23 protein-coding genes are annotated in these 15,327 nt (G+C 49.0%); 6 read left to right on the top strand and 17 right to left on the bottom strand.

Going from position 1 to position 15,327, the window contains the following annotated elements:
- The first annotated feature begins 329 nt into the window (after positions 1-329).
- Complete coding sequence (locus CWE23_RS13770; RefSeq protein ID WP_126820529.1) at positions 330-1,109, top strand: hypothetical protein; 780 nt, start codon at positions 330-332, stop codon at positions 1,107-1,109.
- Between the two features lie 49 nt (positions 1,110-1,158).
- On the opposite strand, the gene rplQ is transcribed toward CWE23_RS13770, so the two are convergent.
- The 17 genes from rplQ to rplN form a co-directional block, all read right to left on the bottom strand.
- Complete coding sequence (gene rplQ / locus CWE23_RS13765; protein WP_105306936.1) at positions 1,159-1,560, bottom strand: 50S ribosomal protein L17; 402 nt, start codon at positions 1,558-1,560, stop codon at positions 1,159-1,161.
- 38 nt (positions 1,561-1,598) lie between these two features.
- A complete protein-coding gene (locus CWE23_RS13760; protein ID WP_105306937.1) occupies positions 1,599-2,588 on the bottom strand; it encodes a DNA-directed RNA polymerase subunit alpha in 990 nt (329 codons plus the stop codon).
- Between the two features lie 25 nt (positions 2,589-2,613).
- Positions 2,614-3,234 (bottom strand): 30S ribosomal protein S4, encoded by a 621-nt coding sequence (gene rpsD, locus CWE23_RS13755; RefSeq protein WP_105306938.1) that lies wholly within the window; start codon positions 3,232-3,234, stop codon positions 2,614-2,616.
- A gap of 29 nt (positions 3,235-3,263) precedes the next feature.
- A complete protein-coding gene (gene rpsK, locus CWE23_RS13750) occupies positions 3,264-3,653 on the bottom strand; it encodes a 30S ribosomal protein S11 (protein ID WP_105306939.1) in 390 nt (129 codons plus the stop codon).
- Positions 3,654-3,665: 12 nt separating this feature from the next.
- Entirely contained in the window at positions 3,666-4,022 is a 357-nt protein-coding gene (gene rpsM / locus CWE23_RS13745; protein ID WP_105307779.1) for a 30S ribosomal protein S13, read from the bottom strand.
- Positions 4,023-4,142: 120 nt separating this feature from the next.
- On the bottom strand, positions 4,143-4,256 hold the full coding sequence (gene rpmJ, locus CWE23_RS13740) for a 50S ribosomal protein L36 (RefSeq protein ID WP_105306940.1): 114 nt from the start codon (positions 4,254-4,256) through the stop codon (positions 4,143-4,145).
- A 24-nt stretch (positions 4,257-4,280) separates the two neighbouring features.
- Positions 4,281-5,609 (bottom strand): preprotein translocase subunit SecY, encoded by a 1,329-nt coding sequence (secY, locus tag CWE23_RS13735; protein WP_105306941.1) that lies wholly within the window; start codon positions 5,607-5,609, stop codon positions 4,281-4,283.
- A gap of 5 nt (positions 5,610-5,614) precedes the next feature.
- The gene (gene rplO / locus CWE23_RS13730; RefSeq protein WP_105307780.1) at positions 5,615-6,049 is read right to left on the bottom strand and encodes a 50S ribosomal protein L15; all 435 of its coding nucleotides are present in this window, start codon (positions 6,047-6,049) and stop codon (positions 5,615-5,617) included.
- A gap of 3 nt (positions 6,050-6,052) precedes the next feature.
- A complete protein-coding gene (rpmD, locus tag CWE23_RS13725; RefSeq protein ID WP_105306942.1) occupies positions 6,053-6,235 on the bottom strand; it encodes a 50S ribosomal protein L30 in 183 nt (60 codons plus the stop codon).
- A gap of 6 nt (positions 6,236-6,241) precedes the next feature.
- Positions 6,242-6,742: a 30S ribosomal protein S5 gene (gene rpsE, locus CWE23_RS13720; RefSeq protein WP_105306943.1), complete on the bottom strand. Its 501-nt coding sequence runs from the start codon at positions 6,740-6,742 to the stop codon at positions 6,242-6,244.
- Positions 6,743-6,751: 9 nt separating this feature from the next.
- A complete protein-coding gene (rplR, locus tag CWE23_RS13715; protein WP_126820528.1) occupies positions 6,752-7,105 on the bottom strand; it encodes a 50S ribosomal protein L18 in 354 nt (117 codons plus the stop codon).
- 9 nt (positions 7,106-7,114) lie between these two features.
- Positions 7,115-7,648 carry a 50S ribosomal protein L6 gene (gene rplF, locus CWE23_RS13710; RefSeq protein ID WP_105306945.1) on the bottom strand — a complete coding sequence of 178 codons (534 nt, stop codon included), beginning with the start codon at positions 7,646-7,648 and terminating at the stop codon, positions 7,115-7,117.
- A gap of 14 nt (positions 7,649-7,662) precedes the next feature.
- The gene (gene rpsH, locus CWE23_RS13705) at positions 7,663-8,055 is read right to left on the bottom strand and encodes a 30S ribosomal protein S8 (protein WP_105306946.1); all 393 of its coding nucleotides are present in this window, start codon (positions 8,053-8,055) and stop codon (positions 7,663-7,665) included.
- A gap of 26 nt (positions 8,056-8,081) precedes the next feature.
- Positions 8,082-8,387: a 30S ribosomal protein S14 gene (gene rpsN, locus CWE23_RS13700; RefSeq protein WP_105306947.1), complete on the bottom strand. Its 306-nt coding sequence runs from the start codon at positions 8,385-8,387 to the stop codon at positions 8,082-8,084.
- Between the two features lie 11 nt (positions 8,388-8,398).
- Positions 8,399-8,938 (bottom strand): 50S ribosomal protein L5, encoded by a 540-nt coding sequence (gene rplE, locus CWE23_RS13695; RefSeq protein WP_105306948.1) that lies wholly within the window; start codon positions 8,936-8,938, stop codon positions 8,399-8,401.
- 20 nt (positions 8,939-8,958) lie between these two features.
- Positions 8,959-9,273, bottom strand: a complete 315-nt coding sequence (rplX, locus tag CWE23_RS13690) for a 50S ribosomal protein L24 (protein WP_105306949.1) — start codon at positions 9,271-9,273, stop codon at positions 8,959-8,961.
- Between the two features lie 10 nt (positions 9,274-9,283).
- A complete protein-coding gene (gene rplN, locus CWE23_RS13685) occupies positions 9,284-9,652 on the bottom strand; it encodes a 50S ribosomal protein L14 (protein WP_006956444.1) in 369 nt (122 codons plus the stop codon).
- A 274-nt stretch (positions 9,653-9,926) separates the two neighbouring features.
- Between rplN and CWE23_RS13680 the strand changes: the two genes are divergently transcribed.
- The 5 genes from CWE23_RS13680 to CWE23_RS13660 are packed head-to-tail and all read left to right on the top strand — an operon-like array spanning position 9,927 to position 15,324.
- Complete coding sequence (locus CWE23_RS13680; protein ID WP_126820527.1) at positions 9,927-12,716, top strand: monovalent cation/H+ antiporter subunit A; 2,790 nt, start codon at positions 9,927-9,929, stop codon at positions 12,714-12,716.
- Entirely contained in the window at positions 12,716-13,057 is a 342-nt protein-coding gene (locus CWE23_RS13675; protein WP_126820526.1) for a Na+/H+ antiporter subunit C, read from the top strand. The genes CWE23_RS13680 and CWE23_RS13675 overlap by 1 nt, the downstream gene beginning before the upstream one ends.
- Positions 13,057-14,580, top strand: a complete 1,524-nt coding sequence (locus tag CWE23_RS13670; protein ID WP_105306952.1) for a monovalent cation/H+ antiporter subunit D — start codon at positions 13,057-13,059, stop codon at positions 14,578-14,580. The genes CWE23_RS13675 and CWE23_RS13670 overlap by 1 nt, the downstream gene beginning before the upstream one ends.
- Complete coding sequence (locus tag CWE23_RS13665) at positions 14,573-15,061, top strand: Na+/H+ antiporter subunit E (RefSeq protein WP_105306953.1); 489 nt, start codon at positions 14,573-14,575, stop codon at positions 15,059-15,061. Before CWE23_RS13670 ends, CWE23_RS13665 begins: the two co-directional genes overlap by 8 nt.
- Positions 15,055-15,324, top strand: a complete 270-nt coding sequence (locus CWE23_RS13660; RefSeq protein WP_105306954.1) for a K+/H+ antiporter subunit F — start codon at positions 15,055-15,057, stop codon at positions 15,322-15,324. The genes CWE23_RS13665 and CWE23_RS13660 overlap by 7 nt, the downstream gene beginning before the upstream one ends.
- The last annotated feature ends 3 nt before the right edge of the window (positions 15,325-15,327 follow it).

The following is a 15,327-nucleotide window of genomic DNA, read 5'->3' as shown; positions in this document are numbered from 1 at the left end:
TTTTCTGCTTTTTGATAACTCTTTTTTCTTCCGTTGTCGGAAGCCGGCTACTCGTCTCGCGTGCGCCTTTCTCCCTGACAACGGCGGCGAATTATAGAGATCTTAGCTCGCCTTGCAAGCACTTTTTTTCATTTTTTTAATATTGATGACTTTCTCATCAATTTTGTTAATGGGTTGTATATTATTTGGGAACTCATGCTATGTTTGAGTGACTAATAGAAGACACAATAATAATTATCATCCGTTACTCACCATAACAGCAATGTTTTGCCGGGGGTTAAATGGCGCTAACAAACCGAGTTGGGATCACCTTCATTGGTGCAACGCTCATGTTTAGTAGTACAGTGCTCTCGTTACCGGGTCACGCCGCAACGGTAGCGACATCGCAAGGCGATGAGCTGATCAGCTACATTAAGTTATTACCCGCTACTGAGCAAAAGAAAATCGAAACCTATGAAAGCGTTATTCGCGATCACCTAAATCAAAACTTTTCGACTATTCGCACTGTGCGCATTCTTACTACTCACTACCCACAGGATGTCGAACAGATTCTACTTGCGGCCTATCAGCAACATCCAAAGCGAATTGCCGTTATCAGCCGAGCCGTCATTCGTAGTGAACCAGCACTTACCACCGATGTTTTGGATACGGCGCTGAGTGTTGCGCCTGATGATTGCGAAGAAATTGTACGCATGGCCATTGAAGCCGAGCCCGCCTATATCGACGATATTGTTGCGGTTGCAGCTCAGCACGCACCGGAAAAGTTAGACAGTATTATTCGAGTTGCCATAACCACAGAACCTGATTTCAGTGGTTCAATCGTGCGTTCGGCGGCGCTTAGCTCACCGACGGAATTCTTTGATGCTCTGGTCAATGCCGTTACTCAAATTCCAGATTCCGCACAAACTATTTTCTACGCGGTACGTGATTTTTTCACCGACAGCGAACAAAGCCCGCAAACGGTTCCGGCAACAAGTTCAGAACAATGGAGTGCCTTTATCAATCAGGCTAAATCCAGCGGTGTAACCCGGGAAGAAATGGAATGGTTTAAAGAACAGGGCTATATAACAGAACAGCAGCTTGCTGCCGTATACGAGAATGGTCATTGATGAAAACAAAAAAGCCGGCAAAAGCCGGCTTTTTTAATCGTTTAAAAGCTTATTCCGCTGTTGCTTCTTCAACAACTTCTGCTTCTTCAACTTCTGGTCGATCGACTAACTCGATGTAAGCCATAGGTGCGTTATCGCCAGCACGGAAGCCACACTTCATAATGCGAGTGTAACCGCCTGGACGCTGTTCATAACGCGGACCAAGTTCATTAAACAACTTGCCTACAACTTCTTTATCACGAGTGCGTGCAAACGCCAAACGACGGTTTGCAACGCTGTCTTGTTTCGCCATTGTGATTAATGGCTCTACTACGCGACGCAACTCTTTCGCTTTTGGTAACGTCGTCTTAATGATTTCGTGACGCACCAGAGAGCTAGCCATGTTGCGGAACATCGCTTGACGATGGCTGCTATTGCGATTTAGTTGACGACCACTCTTACGATGGCGCATACCTATACCCTTCTCAGTATATCAATTACTAAGATGACTTAGTCGTTATCAACGAGGCTAGCGGGTGGCCAGTTCTCAAGGCGCATGCCTAGAGACAGTCCACGTGATGCTAGCACGTCTTTGATTTCGGTCAGCGATTTCTTACCAAGGTTAGGCGTTTTCAATAGCTCAACCTCAGTACGCTGTACTAAATCACCAATGTACTGAATTGCTTCTGCCTTGAGGCAGTTCGCAGAACGAACAGTTAACTCAAGATCGTCTACCGGACGAAGCAGAATTGGATCAAACTCCGGCTTCTCTTCTTTCTCTTCCGGCTCGCTGATATCACGAAGCTCTACAAACGCTTCCAGCTGTTCAGCCAGAATGGTTGCCGCGCGGCGGATAGCTTCTTCTGGATCTAACGTGCCGTTAGTTTCCATATCGATAACCAGCTTATCCAAGTCGGTGCGTTGCTCGACACGAGCCGCATCAACACTGTAAGCAATACGCTCAACAGGGCTGAATGACGCATCAACCAGGAGACGACCGATTGGACGTTCATCATCGTCTTCAGACTGACGAGATGACGCAGGAACATAACCACGACCACGTTCGATTTTAACACGCATGTTAAACTCACTCTCACCGGTAAGGTGACAGATAACGTGCTCAGGATTTACGATTTCAACATCACCGTCGTGCTGGAAATCGCCTGCGGTTACAGGACCTGCACCGGATTTGTTCAAGGTCAACGTCGCTTCGTCTTTACCTTCCAGGCTGACTGCCAGTCCTTTCAGGTTCAACAAAATTTCGATGACGTCTTCCTGTACGCCCTCTTTACTGCTGTACTCGTGCAGTACGCCGTCGATTTCCACTTCAGTCGCTGCACAGCCTGGCATTGACGACAATAGAATACGACGTAACGCATTACCTAAGGTGTAACCAAAGCCACGCTCTAGAGGCTCCAGTGTCACCTTGGCATGAGTCGGGCTAACTTGCTCGATGTCGACTAACCTCGGCTTTAGGAATTCGGTAACAGAACCCTGCATTGTGTCCTCTCTCTATGCTTAAGCTTTACTTAGAGTAAAGCTCTACGATCAACTGTTCGTTAATTTCAGCAGACAAGTCGCTACGTTCTGGAAGACGTTTGAACTGACCTTCCATCTTGTTGCCGTCTACTTCTAACCAAACTGGCTTCTCACGTTGCTCAGCCAATTCCAGTGCTGCTGCAATACGTGCCTGCTTTTTAGCTTTCTCACGTACTGAAACAACATCTTCAGGACGAACCTTGAACGATGGAATGTTAACAACTTGACCGTTTACAACCACAGCCTTGTGGCTGACCAGTTGGCGAGCTTCTGCGCGTGTAGACGCAAAGCCCATGCGATAAACTACGTTATCCAAACGCTGTTCAAGCAACTGCAACAGGTTCTCACCGGTATTGCCTTTCAGACGAGCGGCTTCTTTGTAGTAGTTACGGAATTGCTTTTCTAGTACGCCGTACATACGACGAACTTTTTGCTTCTCGCGCAACTGCACACCGTAGTCCGACAGACGACCGCGACGGGCGCCGTGTTGTCCAGGTGCAGTTTCGATCTTACATTTAGAATCGATTGCGCGTACGCCGCTTTTCAGGAACAAATCTGTTCCTTCACGACGGCTTAGCTTGAGTTTAGGACCCAAATATCTTGCCATGATCTTTCTCCAACTATCGATTCACGCCTTTAAACGCGACGTTTCTTAGGCGGACGACAACCGTTGTGAGGAATCGGTGTCACATCGGTAATATTTGTGATGCGGTATCCCACGGCGTTCAGAGCACGAATCGATGATTCGCGGCCTGGACCAGGACCGTTTACAAATACTTCCAGGTTTTTCAGACCGTATTCCTTCGCCATTTCACCTGCACGCTCTGCCGCTACCTGAGCAGCGAACGGCGTTGATTTCCGTGAACCACGGAAGCCTGATCCACCAGCAGTAGCCCACGCTAACGCGTTGCCCTGGCGATCAGTGATGGTGATAATGGTGTTATTGAAAGATGCATGCACGTGAGCCATGCCATCGGCGACTTGCTTTTTAACGCGCTTGCGAGAACGAGTCGGTGTTTTAGCCATTACTCAATCTCCTTACTTCTTAATTGGCTTGCGCGGACCTTTACGAGTGCGCGCATTAGTTTTAGTGCGCTGTCCACGTAAAGGAAGGCTGCGACGATGACGAAGTCCACGGTAACATCCGAGATCCATCAACCGTTTGATGTTCATTGATACTTCACGACGTAAGTCACCTTCTACTACATATTTGGCAACTGCGTCACGAAGCGCGTCTAGTTTCTCTTCTGACAATGAACCGATCTTAGTGTCTTCAGCAATACCAGTCGCTGCACAGATTTCCTGTGAGCGAGTACGGCCAACACCATAGATTGCAGTTAATGCAATAACTGCGTGTTTATTGTCAGGAACGTTAATGCCAGCGATACGGGCCACTAACACGTCTCCTATAATTTGTAGGCATCAGTTGAAAAGCCCGTTAGGATACTCAACCGAATGCCGAATTGCAAACACTTCAAAGGGGGTGACCCAACGGCCACCCACCTTTCCTTCGAATCAACCTTGTCGTTGCTTATGCTTTGAATCACTGCAAATCACGCGCACAACACCGTTGCGCTTGATGATTTTACAGTTACGACAGATTTTCTTCACGGAAGCACGAACTTTCATTGCTACTCTCCGTTCTATCCAACCTTAGCGGCCGTAGCCTTTAAGGTTAGCTTTTTTCAGCACAGAATCATATTGATGTGACATCAAATGAGTCTGTACCTGTGCCATGAAGTCCATGATGACAACCACGATAATCAATAACGATGTACCGCCGAAGTAGAACTGAACGTTCCACGCAATCATCATAAACTCAGGAACCAAACAGACAAAGGTAATGTACAGTGCACCAGCAAGGGTCAAACGAGTCATTACTTTGTCAATGTACCGCGACGTCTGTTCACCTGGGCGTATGCCCGGGATAAACGCGCCGGATTTCTTCAGATTATCTGCTGTCTCGCGAGGGTTAAACACCAACGCGGTATAGAAGAAACAGAAGAATATGATCGCAGCCGCGTATAATAACACATAAAGCGGCTGTCCTGGAGATAAAGTCATCGATACTTGTTGTAAAATATCAGCGACCATTCCTTCACCGGAACCGAACCAGGTTGCGATGGTACCAGGAAACAAAATAATACTCGATGCAAAAATTGGTGGAATAACACCGGCCATGTTCACTTTTAATGGCAAGTGTGTGCTTTGCGCTGCGAAGACCTTACGACCTTGTTGACGTTTTGCATAGTTAACAACGATACGACGTTGACCACGCTCGACGAAAACAACGAAATAAGTGACTGCGAGAACAACCACACCAATTAATAACAACAGCAACAAGTGCAAGTCACCTTGACGGGCTTGCTCAAATGTTTGACCGATAGCAGATGGTAACCCTGCTACAATACCCACGAAAATCAGGATAGAGATGCCGTTACCAATACCGCGCTCAGTAATCTGCTCACCCAGCCACATCAGGAACATGGTTCCCGTGACAAGGCTCACAACCGCAGTAAAATAGAATCCAAAACCAGGGTCAATAACGAGCCCAGGCATCAAATTCGGTAAACCGGTCGCGATCCCAACAGACTGGAACGTTGCCAGTATCAAAGTACCCCAGCGCGTATATTGACTGATCTTGCGTCGACCCGACTCGCCCTCTTTTTTCAGCTCTGCCAAGCGTGGATGAACCACGGTTGCCAATTGCATGATAATTGAGGCCGAAATATACGGCATGATACCAAGTGCGAATACTGACGCACGTTCTAAAGCACCACCGCTGAACATGTTAAACATGGCAACGATGGTGTCTTTTTGCTGTTCGAACAACTGAGCTAAAACCGCAGCATCAATACCAGGAATAGGCACAAAGGAGCCCGCTCGGAAAACGATGATCGCTCCTAATACAAACAACAGGCGACGCTTGAGTTCCGACGTGCCACCTTGCGCTCGATTTGATTCCAATCCTGGTTTAGCCATGAGCTCTATCCTTCGATTTTGCCGCCAGCAGCTTCAATAGCTTCGCGAGCGCCTTTGGTGACTTTAAGACCTTTTACAGTCACGTTGCGAGTGATTTCGCCAGACTTGATGACTTTTACAGCCAACACGTTCTTACGAATCAGGCCCGCAGCCTTCAATGTTGCTAAATCAGCAACATCACCATCGACTTTCGCAATCTCTGCCAAGTTTACTTCTGCAGTGGTCATTGCCTTGCGAGAAGTGAAACCGAACTTAGGCAGACGACGCTGAATTGGCATTTGACCGCCTTCGAAACCTGGCTTAACGCTGCCACCTGAGCGAGACTTCTGCCCTTTATGACCACGACCACCGGTTTTACCCAGACCTGATCCAATACCGCGTCCAACGCGTTTCTTGCTGCTTTTTGCACCAGGTGCAGGAGAAAGAGTGTTTAATTCCATCATTTATCCCTCCACCTTAACCATGTAATTAACTTGGTTCACCATACCGCGGACTGCAGCAGTGTCTTCCAACTCTACTGTGTGACCAATGCGGCGGAGACCTAAGCCACGTAGTGTAGCTTTGTGCTTCGGTAAACGACCGATGCTGCTACGCGTCTGTGTTACTTTGATTGTCTTTTTCGCCATTGTTCACTACCCCAGTATTTCGTCAACGCGCAATCCACGCTTCGCAGCAACCTGCTCCGGCGATTTCATGTCGTTCAATGCTTTGATAGTTGCACGAACAACGTTGATTGGGTTGGTTGAACCATATGCTTTTGACAGCACGTTATGAACGCCTGCGACTTCCAGTACCGCACGCATCGCACCACCTGCGATGATACCGGTACCTTCAGATGCAGGTTGCATATATACCTGTGAACCTGAGTGACGACCTTTAACAGGGTGTTGCAAAGTTTCGCCTTTCAGCTGCACGGTTACCATGTTACGGCGTGCTTTTTCCATCGCTTTTTGAATAGCGGCTGGAACTTCACGTGCTTTACCGTAACCGAAACCGACTTTACCTTTGCCGTCGCCAACTACAGTCAGTGCGGTGAAGCTAAAGATACGACCACCTTTAACAACCTTCGCCACACGGTTGACCGTAATCAACTTCTCGATCAGTTCACCGTTTTGAGCTTCTGCATTTGCCATGTTCGTCTCCTAGAACTGAAGTCCAGCTTCGCGCGCAGCGTCTGCTAATGCAGCAACGCGGCCGTGGTATTTAAAACCACTACGGTCGAAAGTGACGCTGGTAACGCCCTTTTCTACCGCACGCTCAGCGATGATTTTACCCACGACTTTAGCGGCGTCGACGTTACCCGTCGTTTTCAGCTGGTCGCGGACTGCCTTTTCAACCGTTGATGCGGCTGCAAGCACTTCAGAACCGTTTGGGGCGATCAACTGTGCGTAAATGTGACGCGGCGTACGGTGTACAACCAGTCGATTTGCACCCAAAGCTTTAATTTGTTTACGTGCGCGAGTAGCACGACGTAAGCGAGCTGCTTTCTTGTCCATCGTATTACCCTACTTTTTCTTGGCTTCTTTACGGCGCACTTGCTCGTCTGCATAACGTACACCTTTACCTTTGTAAGGCTCTGGCTTGCGGTATGCGCGAATGTTAGCGGCAACTTGACCCACTAACTGCTTATCTGCGCCTTTAACGACAACCTCGGTTTGAGAAGGAGTTTCAATGGTGATTCCTTCAGGAATCTCGAACTCCACAGGGTGTGAAAAGCCCAGCGTCAGGTTCAGTTTTTTACCTTGTGCTTGCGCACGGTAACCAACACCAATCAGCTGTAACTTGCGCTCAAACCCTTTAGTTACTCCAACCACCATGTTTTGCAATAATGCACGCGCAGTACCTGCTTGCGCAGTGGCGTTAGCAACGCCATCACGCGCAACAGTGCGCAGTTCGTTGTCTTCTTTTACCAATTCAACGGCATCATTGACTACGCGACTCAGTGAGCCTTGGGCACCTTTAACTGTTACTTCCTGGCCATTTAGCGCAACTTCAACGCCAGCAGGAATTTCAATGGGTGCTTTAGCAACACGTGACATTTCCTACCTCCTAATTACGCTACGTAACCGATGATTTCGCCACCAAGACCAGCTTGGCGAGCGGCACGATCGGTCATTAGGCCTTTCGATGTTGAAACAACAGCGATACCAAGACCACCCATCACGTTAGGCAGCTCGTTGCGCTTCTTATAGATGCGCAAACCTGGGCGACTAACGCGCTCGATAGATTCGATTACTGGCTTGCCTTCGAAATACTTCAATTCGATTTCAAGCTCAGGTTTTGCATTACTCTCGGTGGTAAAGCCAACGATAAAGCCTTCCTGCTTAAGCACTTCGGCGATAGCCACTTTCTGCTTAGATGAAGGCATTTTCACTGTAACTTTATTAGCACCTTGAGCGTTGCGAATGCGTGTGAACATATCCGCAATTGGATCTTGCATGCTCATATTTGCTTTCTCCCGTGATTCGTGGCTTACCAGCTAGCTTTTTTCAAGCCAGGAATTTCACCGCGCATCGCCATCTCACGGACCTTGATACGGCTCATGCCGAATTTACGAAGGAAACCATGAGGACGACCAGTAATACGACAACGGTTACGTTGACGCGTCGGACTGGCATCACGTGGGAGCTGTTGCAATTTAAGAACTGCTTCCCAACGCTCTTCGTCTGATGCATTTACGTCATTAATGACCGCTTTCAGTGCGTTGCGTTTTTCTGCGTACTTAGCAGCGAGTTTGGCTCGCTTAACGTCACGCGCTTTCATTGACTGTTTTGCCATAACTCTACACCTTACTTTCTGAACGGGAAGTTAAAGGCAGCTAGCAAAGCACGAGCTTCGTCATCTGTGCCAGCATTTGTGGTAATGGTGATATCCAGACCACGTACCTTGTCGACTTTGTCATAGTCGATTTCCGGAAAGATGATCTGCTCACGAACACCCATGCTGTAGTTACCACGGCCATCGAAAGATTTCGGGTTAAGGCCACGGAAGTCACGGATACGTGGAATTGCAATCGAGATTAAACGTTGCAAGAAATCCCACATGCGCTCGCCGCGCAGAGTTACTTTACAGCCAATCGGGAAGCCTTCACGGATTTTGAAACCGGCGACAGACTTGCGTGCTACAGTACGAATCGGCTTTTGACCAGAGATTGCCTCTAAGTCAGCCACTGCATTATCAAGTACTTTTTTGTCAGCCAGAGCTTCACCAACACCCATGTTCAGGGTGATTTTCTCAATCCGAGGGACTTGCATGACGCTGTTGTAGCTGAACTGTTTAACCAGCTCAGGAACTACCGATTCTTTATAAAAATCATGCAGTTTCGCCATCGTAAAACTCCAAAATTGAATTAAATGATTGCGTTGTTCGATTTGAAGAAACGGACTTTTTTGCCGTCTTCAATACGAAATCCAACACGATCTGCTTTACCTGTCTCTGGGTTAAGGATCGCTACGTTCGATACGTGGATAGGCGCTTCTGTTTCAACAATGCCGCCAGACTCACCAAGTGCCGGATTTGGCTTTTGGTGTTTCTTGACAACGTTGACGCCTTCTACGATCACGCGATCTTTATCAGTAAGAACTTTTAGGACTTTGCCTTGCTTGCCCTTGTCCTTTCCTGCCAGGACGACTACTTCGTCATCACGTTTAATTTTTGCCGCCATAATGGACTCCTTATAGTACTTCTGGTGCCAGCGAGATAATCTTCATAAACTGCTCTGAACGCAGCTCACGAGTTACCGGCCCGAAAATACGAGTACCAATCGGCTGTTGGTTGTTGTTTAACAACACAGCCGCGTTGCGGTCAAAACGGATGACCGACCCGTCTTGACGACGGACGCCTTTTCTGGTGCGAACGACCACCGCATTCACAACATCACCTTTCTTCACCTTACCGCGCGGAATTGCTTCCTTAACAGTAACTTTGATGATATCGCCGATGTTTGCGTAACGGCGGTGCGAACCACCTAGAACCTTAATACATTGTACGCTGCGCGCGCCGGAGTTATCGGCAACGTCCAGGGTAGTTTGCATTTGGATCATTTCAGTGCCCCGCTTAGTTAAAAAAACAGACCCTCTCGGGTCGTGCTGCCTTTGGTTTTTCCCTTATAAAAAGGGCGGCGAATTGTAACAGATAAAATTACGATGTGGTAGGGCAATCTCACTTTTTTTCTAAAGATAAGCTAAGTGGCGTATTTTATGCTTTCGGATTCAGTTGGCAGTAAACCGCGGGGATGGTAAATTCGTACCCATCACAACATAAAAAGCTCCGAATAATCAATAACTGAGCATTGGCAACTGGAACGATAATAAGCCTATGAACCTACTCTTTATTATCATGGCGCCACTTTTTGGAGCGCTATTACCGTTATTTCTTAAACGAACGCCGCGCACAATACAGACGCTGGTGACACTCGCGATTCCGCTGGCCGCCATTATTGTATTGCTACAGTATGCGCCTCTGACGCTGGCGGGAGAGGTACCTAAGCAATTCGTTGAATGGCTGCCCGCACTGGGGTTAAATTTCGCCTTGCGGCTGGATGGTCTGTCATTGTTGTTCGTCAGTTTAATTCTGGGTATTGGCGTGTTGATTATCGGCTACGCGCACTACTACTTATCGACGGAAGACGACGAAGGACGCTTCTACGCTTGCCTGTTGCTATTTATGGCGTCGATGCTTGGCATCGTCATGGCTGACAATATATTGTTGATGTGGGCGTTCTGGGAGCTCACCAGCATTTCTTCTTTCTTGCTGATTGGCTACTGGTTCCATAGCAGTGACGCCCGCCGTGGCGCCCGCATGGCACTTGCGACAACCGGCGCCGGTGGTCTGGCTCTGCTGGCCGGTTTACTGATCATCGGTAACATCGCCGGCAGTTATGAATTCTCAGCGGTTTTGGCCGCTGCCGATACCATTAAAAATCATCCCTATTATCCGGCCGCACTGATTTTGCTGTTGCTGGGAGCCTTTACCAAATCGGCCCAGTTCCCGTTTCAGTTTTGGTTACCCCATGCCATGGCTGCACCTACGCCAGTAAGTGCGTACTTACACTCCGCAACTATGGTTAAGGCGGGTATTTTCTTGCTGGCTCGCTTCCACCCGGTTATGGGCGGCACCGAGCTATGGCTGACCATTGTTACCATTGTCGGCCTGATTACAATGTTAGTCGGCGCTTACTTTGCACTGCTCAAAAATGACCTGAAAGGACTACTGGCGTTCTCGACAGTCAGTCATTTGGGATTGATTTGTATGCTCCTCGGTATCGGCAGCGAGGGCGCCGTTATCGCGGCTCTGTTTCACATCATCAACCACGCCTGCTTTAAAGCCGGGTTGTTCATGACCGCCGGTATTATCGACCACGAAAGCGGCACGCGCGATATGCGTAAGTTACAAGGACTTATGGGGCTGATGCCGGTCACCGCAACACTCGCCATGATCGTTGCCGCGTCTATGGCAGGCATTCCGCCGTTCAATGGCTTTATGTCCAAGGAGCTGTTCCTCGATCAGGCTGTACAACAGCATTTGTTCGGAGGCCTATCCTGGTTTGTCCCAATTTTAGCGACGGTGGGCGCTGCACTATCGGTAGCCTACTCAATTCGTTTTATTCACGATGTGTTCTTTAACGGAGAATACAAGCCGTTACCCAAGAAGCCTCATGATCCGCCGCGCATGATGTCGGCACCGGTTGCCCTGCTAGCGGTGTTCTGTATCGCCATTGGCTTAGCGCCAATGACTATGGTATCCGGCATCCTCGACAGTGCGTCAAGTGCCGTGCTTGCGCAAAGTGTGGCGGTTAAGCTATCGCTGTGGCATGGCTTTAATCTGCCATTGTTGATGAGTTTTGTTGCCGTTGTAGCGGGGATTCTTATCTACGCCGCCCGTGATCAGTTGTTTACGTTCAATCGCCAATTTGACGGCCAGGATGCGAAACATAACTTTGAACGCATTGTGCAACGTGTCAGTGATGCGGCCAGCCGTTTATTTGATCGTCTCGACACCGGGTCGTTGCAGCGTTACATCGCCTTTGTGCTGATTAGTGTCATTGTTGTGATGCTGCCGTCGCTGGTCGATATCAGTATGTTGACCGGCAGCAAAGCTCAACAACCCATCGACATGGTTTCTATGGTGGGCGCGATGGTGCTGATCATTGCCGCTTTTGCAACCGCAACGATGCACCGCAACCGCTTTGTTATGCTGATGATGCTGTCGGTGGTCGGGTTGATGGTATCGCTTTCGTTTGCGCACTTCTCAGCACCGGATCTGGCCATGACACAGCTGGTGGTGGAAGTGGTTAGCATCATCCTGATGATTCTGGCGCTGTTCTTTATGCCTCAGAAAACCGCGCGAGCCTCCAGTGGACACCGGGTATTTCGCGATATTATCATCGCCAGCTTCATCGGTGGCATCGTCGCCACGCTGAATTTTGCCATCTTAACGTCGCCGGCAGAAACCATCTCTGACTTCTTTATTGCTAACGCCAAAACCGGCGGTGGCGGCACGAACGTCGTCAACGTCATTCTGGTCGACTTCCGGGGTTTTGATACGTTAGGAGAAATCACGGTATTGGCGATTGCAGCAGCGGGTATCCATAAGCTGCTGAACAAACTGAAACCCTTTATGCCGTCCAGTGATGTTGATGGGCGTCCATGGCACCGCATTAAGCATCCGCTGATGCTCACGAATGTCGCCAATTTGGTGTTGCCAATGGCAATGATGGTTGCGGTGTATATTTTCCTGCGTGGCCATAACCTGCCGGGTGGCGGCTTTATTGCCGGGCTTATCGCTGCGTCAGCAATGATCCTGCAATACATCGCAAACGGTGTCGACTGGGTTAAGGATCGCTTCAACGTGAATTATCAGTCACTGATGTCAATTGGTGTGATGATCGCGGCATTGACCGGGGTCGGCAGTTGGCTATTCAGTAAACCGTTCCTGACCAGTTGGTTCACCTATCTTAAATGGCCGTTGGTGGGTAAATGGGAGTTTGCTACCGCCTTATTGTTCGACCTGGGGGTATTCCTCACCGTGATTGGTGCGACCATGATGATTTTAAGTAACTTTGGCAAGATGACCACTCGCCACCGTCCAACGTACGAGGGCAATTAATGGAAACTTTATATTCGGTAACTGTTGGCATTTTAACTGCCTGTAGTGTGTTTTTAATTTTACGCGGCCGTTCTTTCCCGGTCGTGGTAGGTATTACGATGCTATCTTATGCCGTCAACCTGTTCCTGTTCTCCACCGGGCGGCTCACCATTGACGGTGCGCCCATCCTTGGTACAAACGACAGTTATGCCGATCCACTGCCACAGGCATTGGTATTGACCGCTATTGTCATCGGTTTTGCCATGACCGCTTACTCGATCATTCTGGCGGTCCGTACACGTGGCGAAGTCGGTACGGATGAGGTCAGCGACACGGACAGCGATGCGGAGGGTAAACGCTGATGTTACAGCAACACTTAGCCATTTTACCGATATTGATTCCGCTGTTTACGGCATTACTGCAGCTTTTGCCCTGGGGTAGTCGACCACAGCCTAAGCGCCGTGCTATCGGTTTAATAGCCAGCATACTCACCCTGGTCAGCACCGTATTTTTACTGATCGATGTTAATCAGCAGGAAATGCTGGTTTATCTGCTCGGCAACTGGGAAGCGCCCTTTGGTATCGTCCTTATGGTCGATCGCCTCAGTGCGTTAATGATGTTGCTGACGGCGGTTCTCGCGTTACCGGTATTGGTCTACGGCTGCTATGCAGAAGACAACCTGGGTTCGCACTTCCAGGCCCTGTTCCAGTTTCAAATTATGGGCATTATGGGCGCCTTTGCGACCGGCGATATTTTTAACCTGTTCGTCTTCTTCGAAGTCTTGCTGATTTCATCCTATGCACTGATGATGCATGGTGGCGGTAAGTTCCGCGTGCGCGCAACCTTGCACTATGTATTACTTAACCTGCTGGGTTCCGCCCTATTCCTGATCAGTATCGGCACGCTTTATGGGGTCACCGGCACCCTCAACATGGCCGATATGGCCGTTAAAATACAGTCGTTAAGCGGTGATGAAGCCATTCTCGCGAAGGCCGGCTCATTGATGTTACTGATTGTTTTTGGCCTGAAAGCCGCCATTCTGCCGTTGCATTTTTGGTTACCACAGGCTTACTCAACCACCACCGGTGTGGTTGCTGCGTTGTTTGCCATTATGACCAAAGTCGGCGTCTATTCCATCATTCGGGTTTACTCACTGATTTTTGGCGCCGATGCCAATGAACTTGCGCTGGTAGCGCACGATTGGCTGTGGGTCATGGGGCTGCTGACGTTATTGGCGGGTGCCATCGGTATTCTCGCCGCCCGTGATTTACGCTTGATGGTGGCGTATTTGGTGGTGATTTCAGTGGGTACGCTGGTCGCTGCCTACAGCCTGTCTTCGACCGCCACTACGGGTGCAACGCTGTTCTACCTGGTGCACTCAACCTTCATCACTGCGGCGCTGTTCCTGCTTGCCGACCTGATGGCTTACGAACGCGGTAAAACAGCGTCACGAATTGTGTCCGGTAAAAAGATGGCGAACCATTCAACCTACGCCACTTTCTTTTTAATCGGAGCCATTGCAATTATAGGCTTACCCCCGTTATCCGGGTTTGTCAGTAAACTGATGATTCTGGAGTCTGCAGCGGCCAACGGCCATAACTTCTGGCTCTGGGCCGCCATCATCGGCGCAACCTTTATTATGTTGGTCGCCGTGACTCGTGCCGGTAGCAAAATGATCTGGCACACGTTATCAGGCAAACCCTCAGAGCATTCAGCGCCGCTCGGTAAACGGCTGGCGTTAGCAAGCCTGCTATCGTTGTCACTGCTGATCACGCTGTTTGCCCAGCCGATTCGCGATTACACCGATGCCACGGCTGAGCAGCTACGTGATGTCGACAGTTATCCTTACCATGTTTTGCCTAAAGCGGGAGGCAACAATGAGTAAACTCTTTCCGGCGCCCTATTTAAGTTTATTTTTGTTACTGATTTGGTTGTTGTTGTTTAACTCAATCGCGGCCGGTGTGGTATTGCTTGGGATCATCTTTTCGCTGTTGATTCCCATCGTTTTTCGTAACGCCTGGCCTGCCTTTGCGCGGGTTAAAAAACCGCATTTGGCGGCTGTTTATTTTTGTATTTTGCTGTTCGATATCATCGTCGCTAACTTTAAAGTCGCGGCGCTGATACTGGGCAGACGGAAGTCAATTAAACCGGCGTTGCTGGTTTACCCGCTGAATATGACGGAAGAGCTTCCGGTAACCATCCTGGCCAGTACCATTACCTTAACGCCCGGCACGGTTTCCTGTGAAATCACTCGTGGCCGCAAAGGAATATTAATCCATGCGTTTTCTGAAGATGATCCGGAACAGGTAATCAACACCATCAGAAATCGCTATGAGCGCCGCTTAAAGGAGATTTTTGAATGTTAGGCATCATCTTACAGGTCGCTTTTTTATTATTCAGCCTGTCGATTCTGATGAACTTCTGGCGACTGATTAAGGGGCCGGATCTACCTGACCGGATCCTGGCACTGGACACCGTCTACATTAACTCATTGGCTCTGCTGCTGTTACTTGGTATGTATCAAAATACCCAAACGTATTTCGAAGCAGCCTTATTGATCGCCATGTTTGGCTTTGTTGGCACCATTGCAGCAGGTAAATTTCTGTTGCGCGGTGACCTTATCGAATAGGGG

This window comes from Idiomarina aquatica, assembly GCF_003987185.1.
GTDB classification, from domain to species: Bacteria; Pseudomonadota; Gammaproteobacteria; order Enterobacterales; family Alteromonadaceae; genus Idiomarina; species Idiomarina aquatica.
The sequence above is the reverse complement of the archived record's forward strand: the minus strand, read 5'-3'. Positions and strand labels throughout refer to the sequence as shown.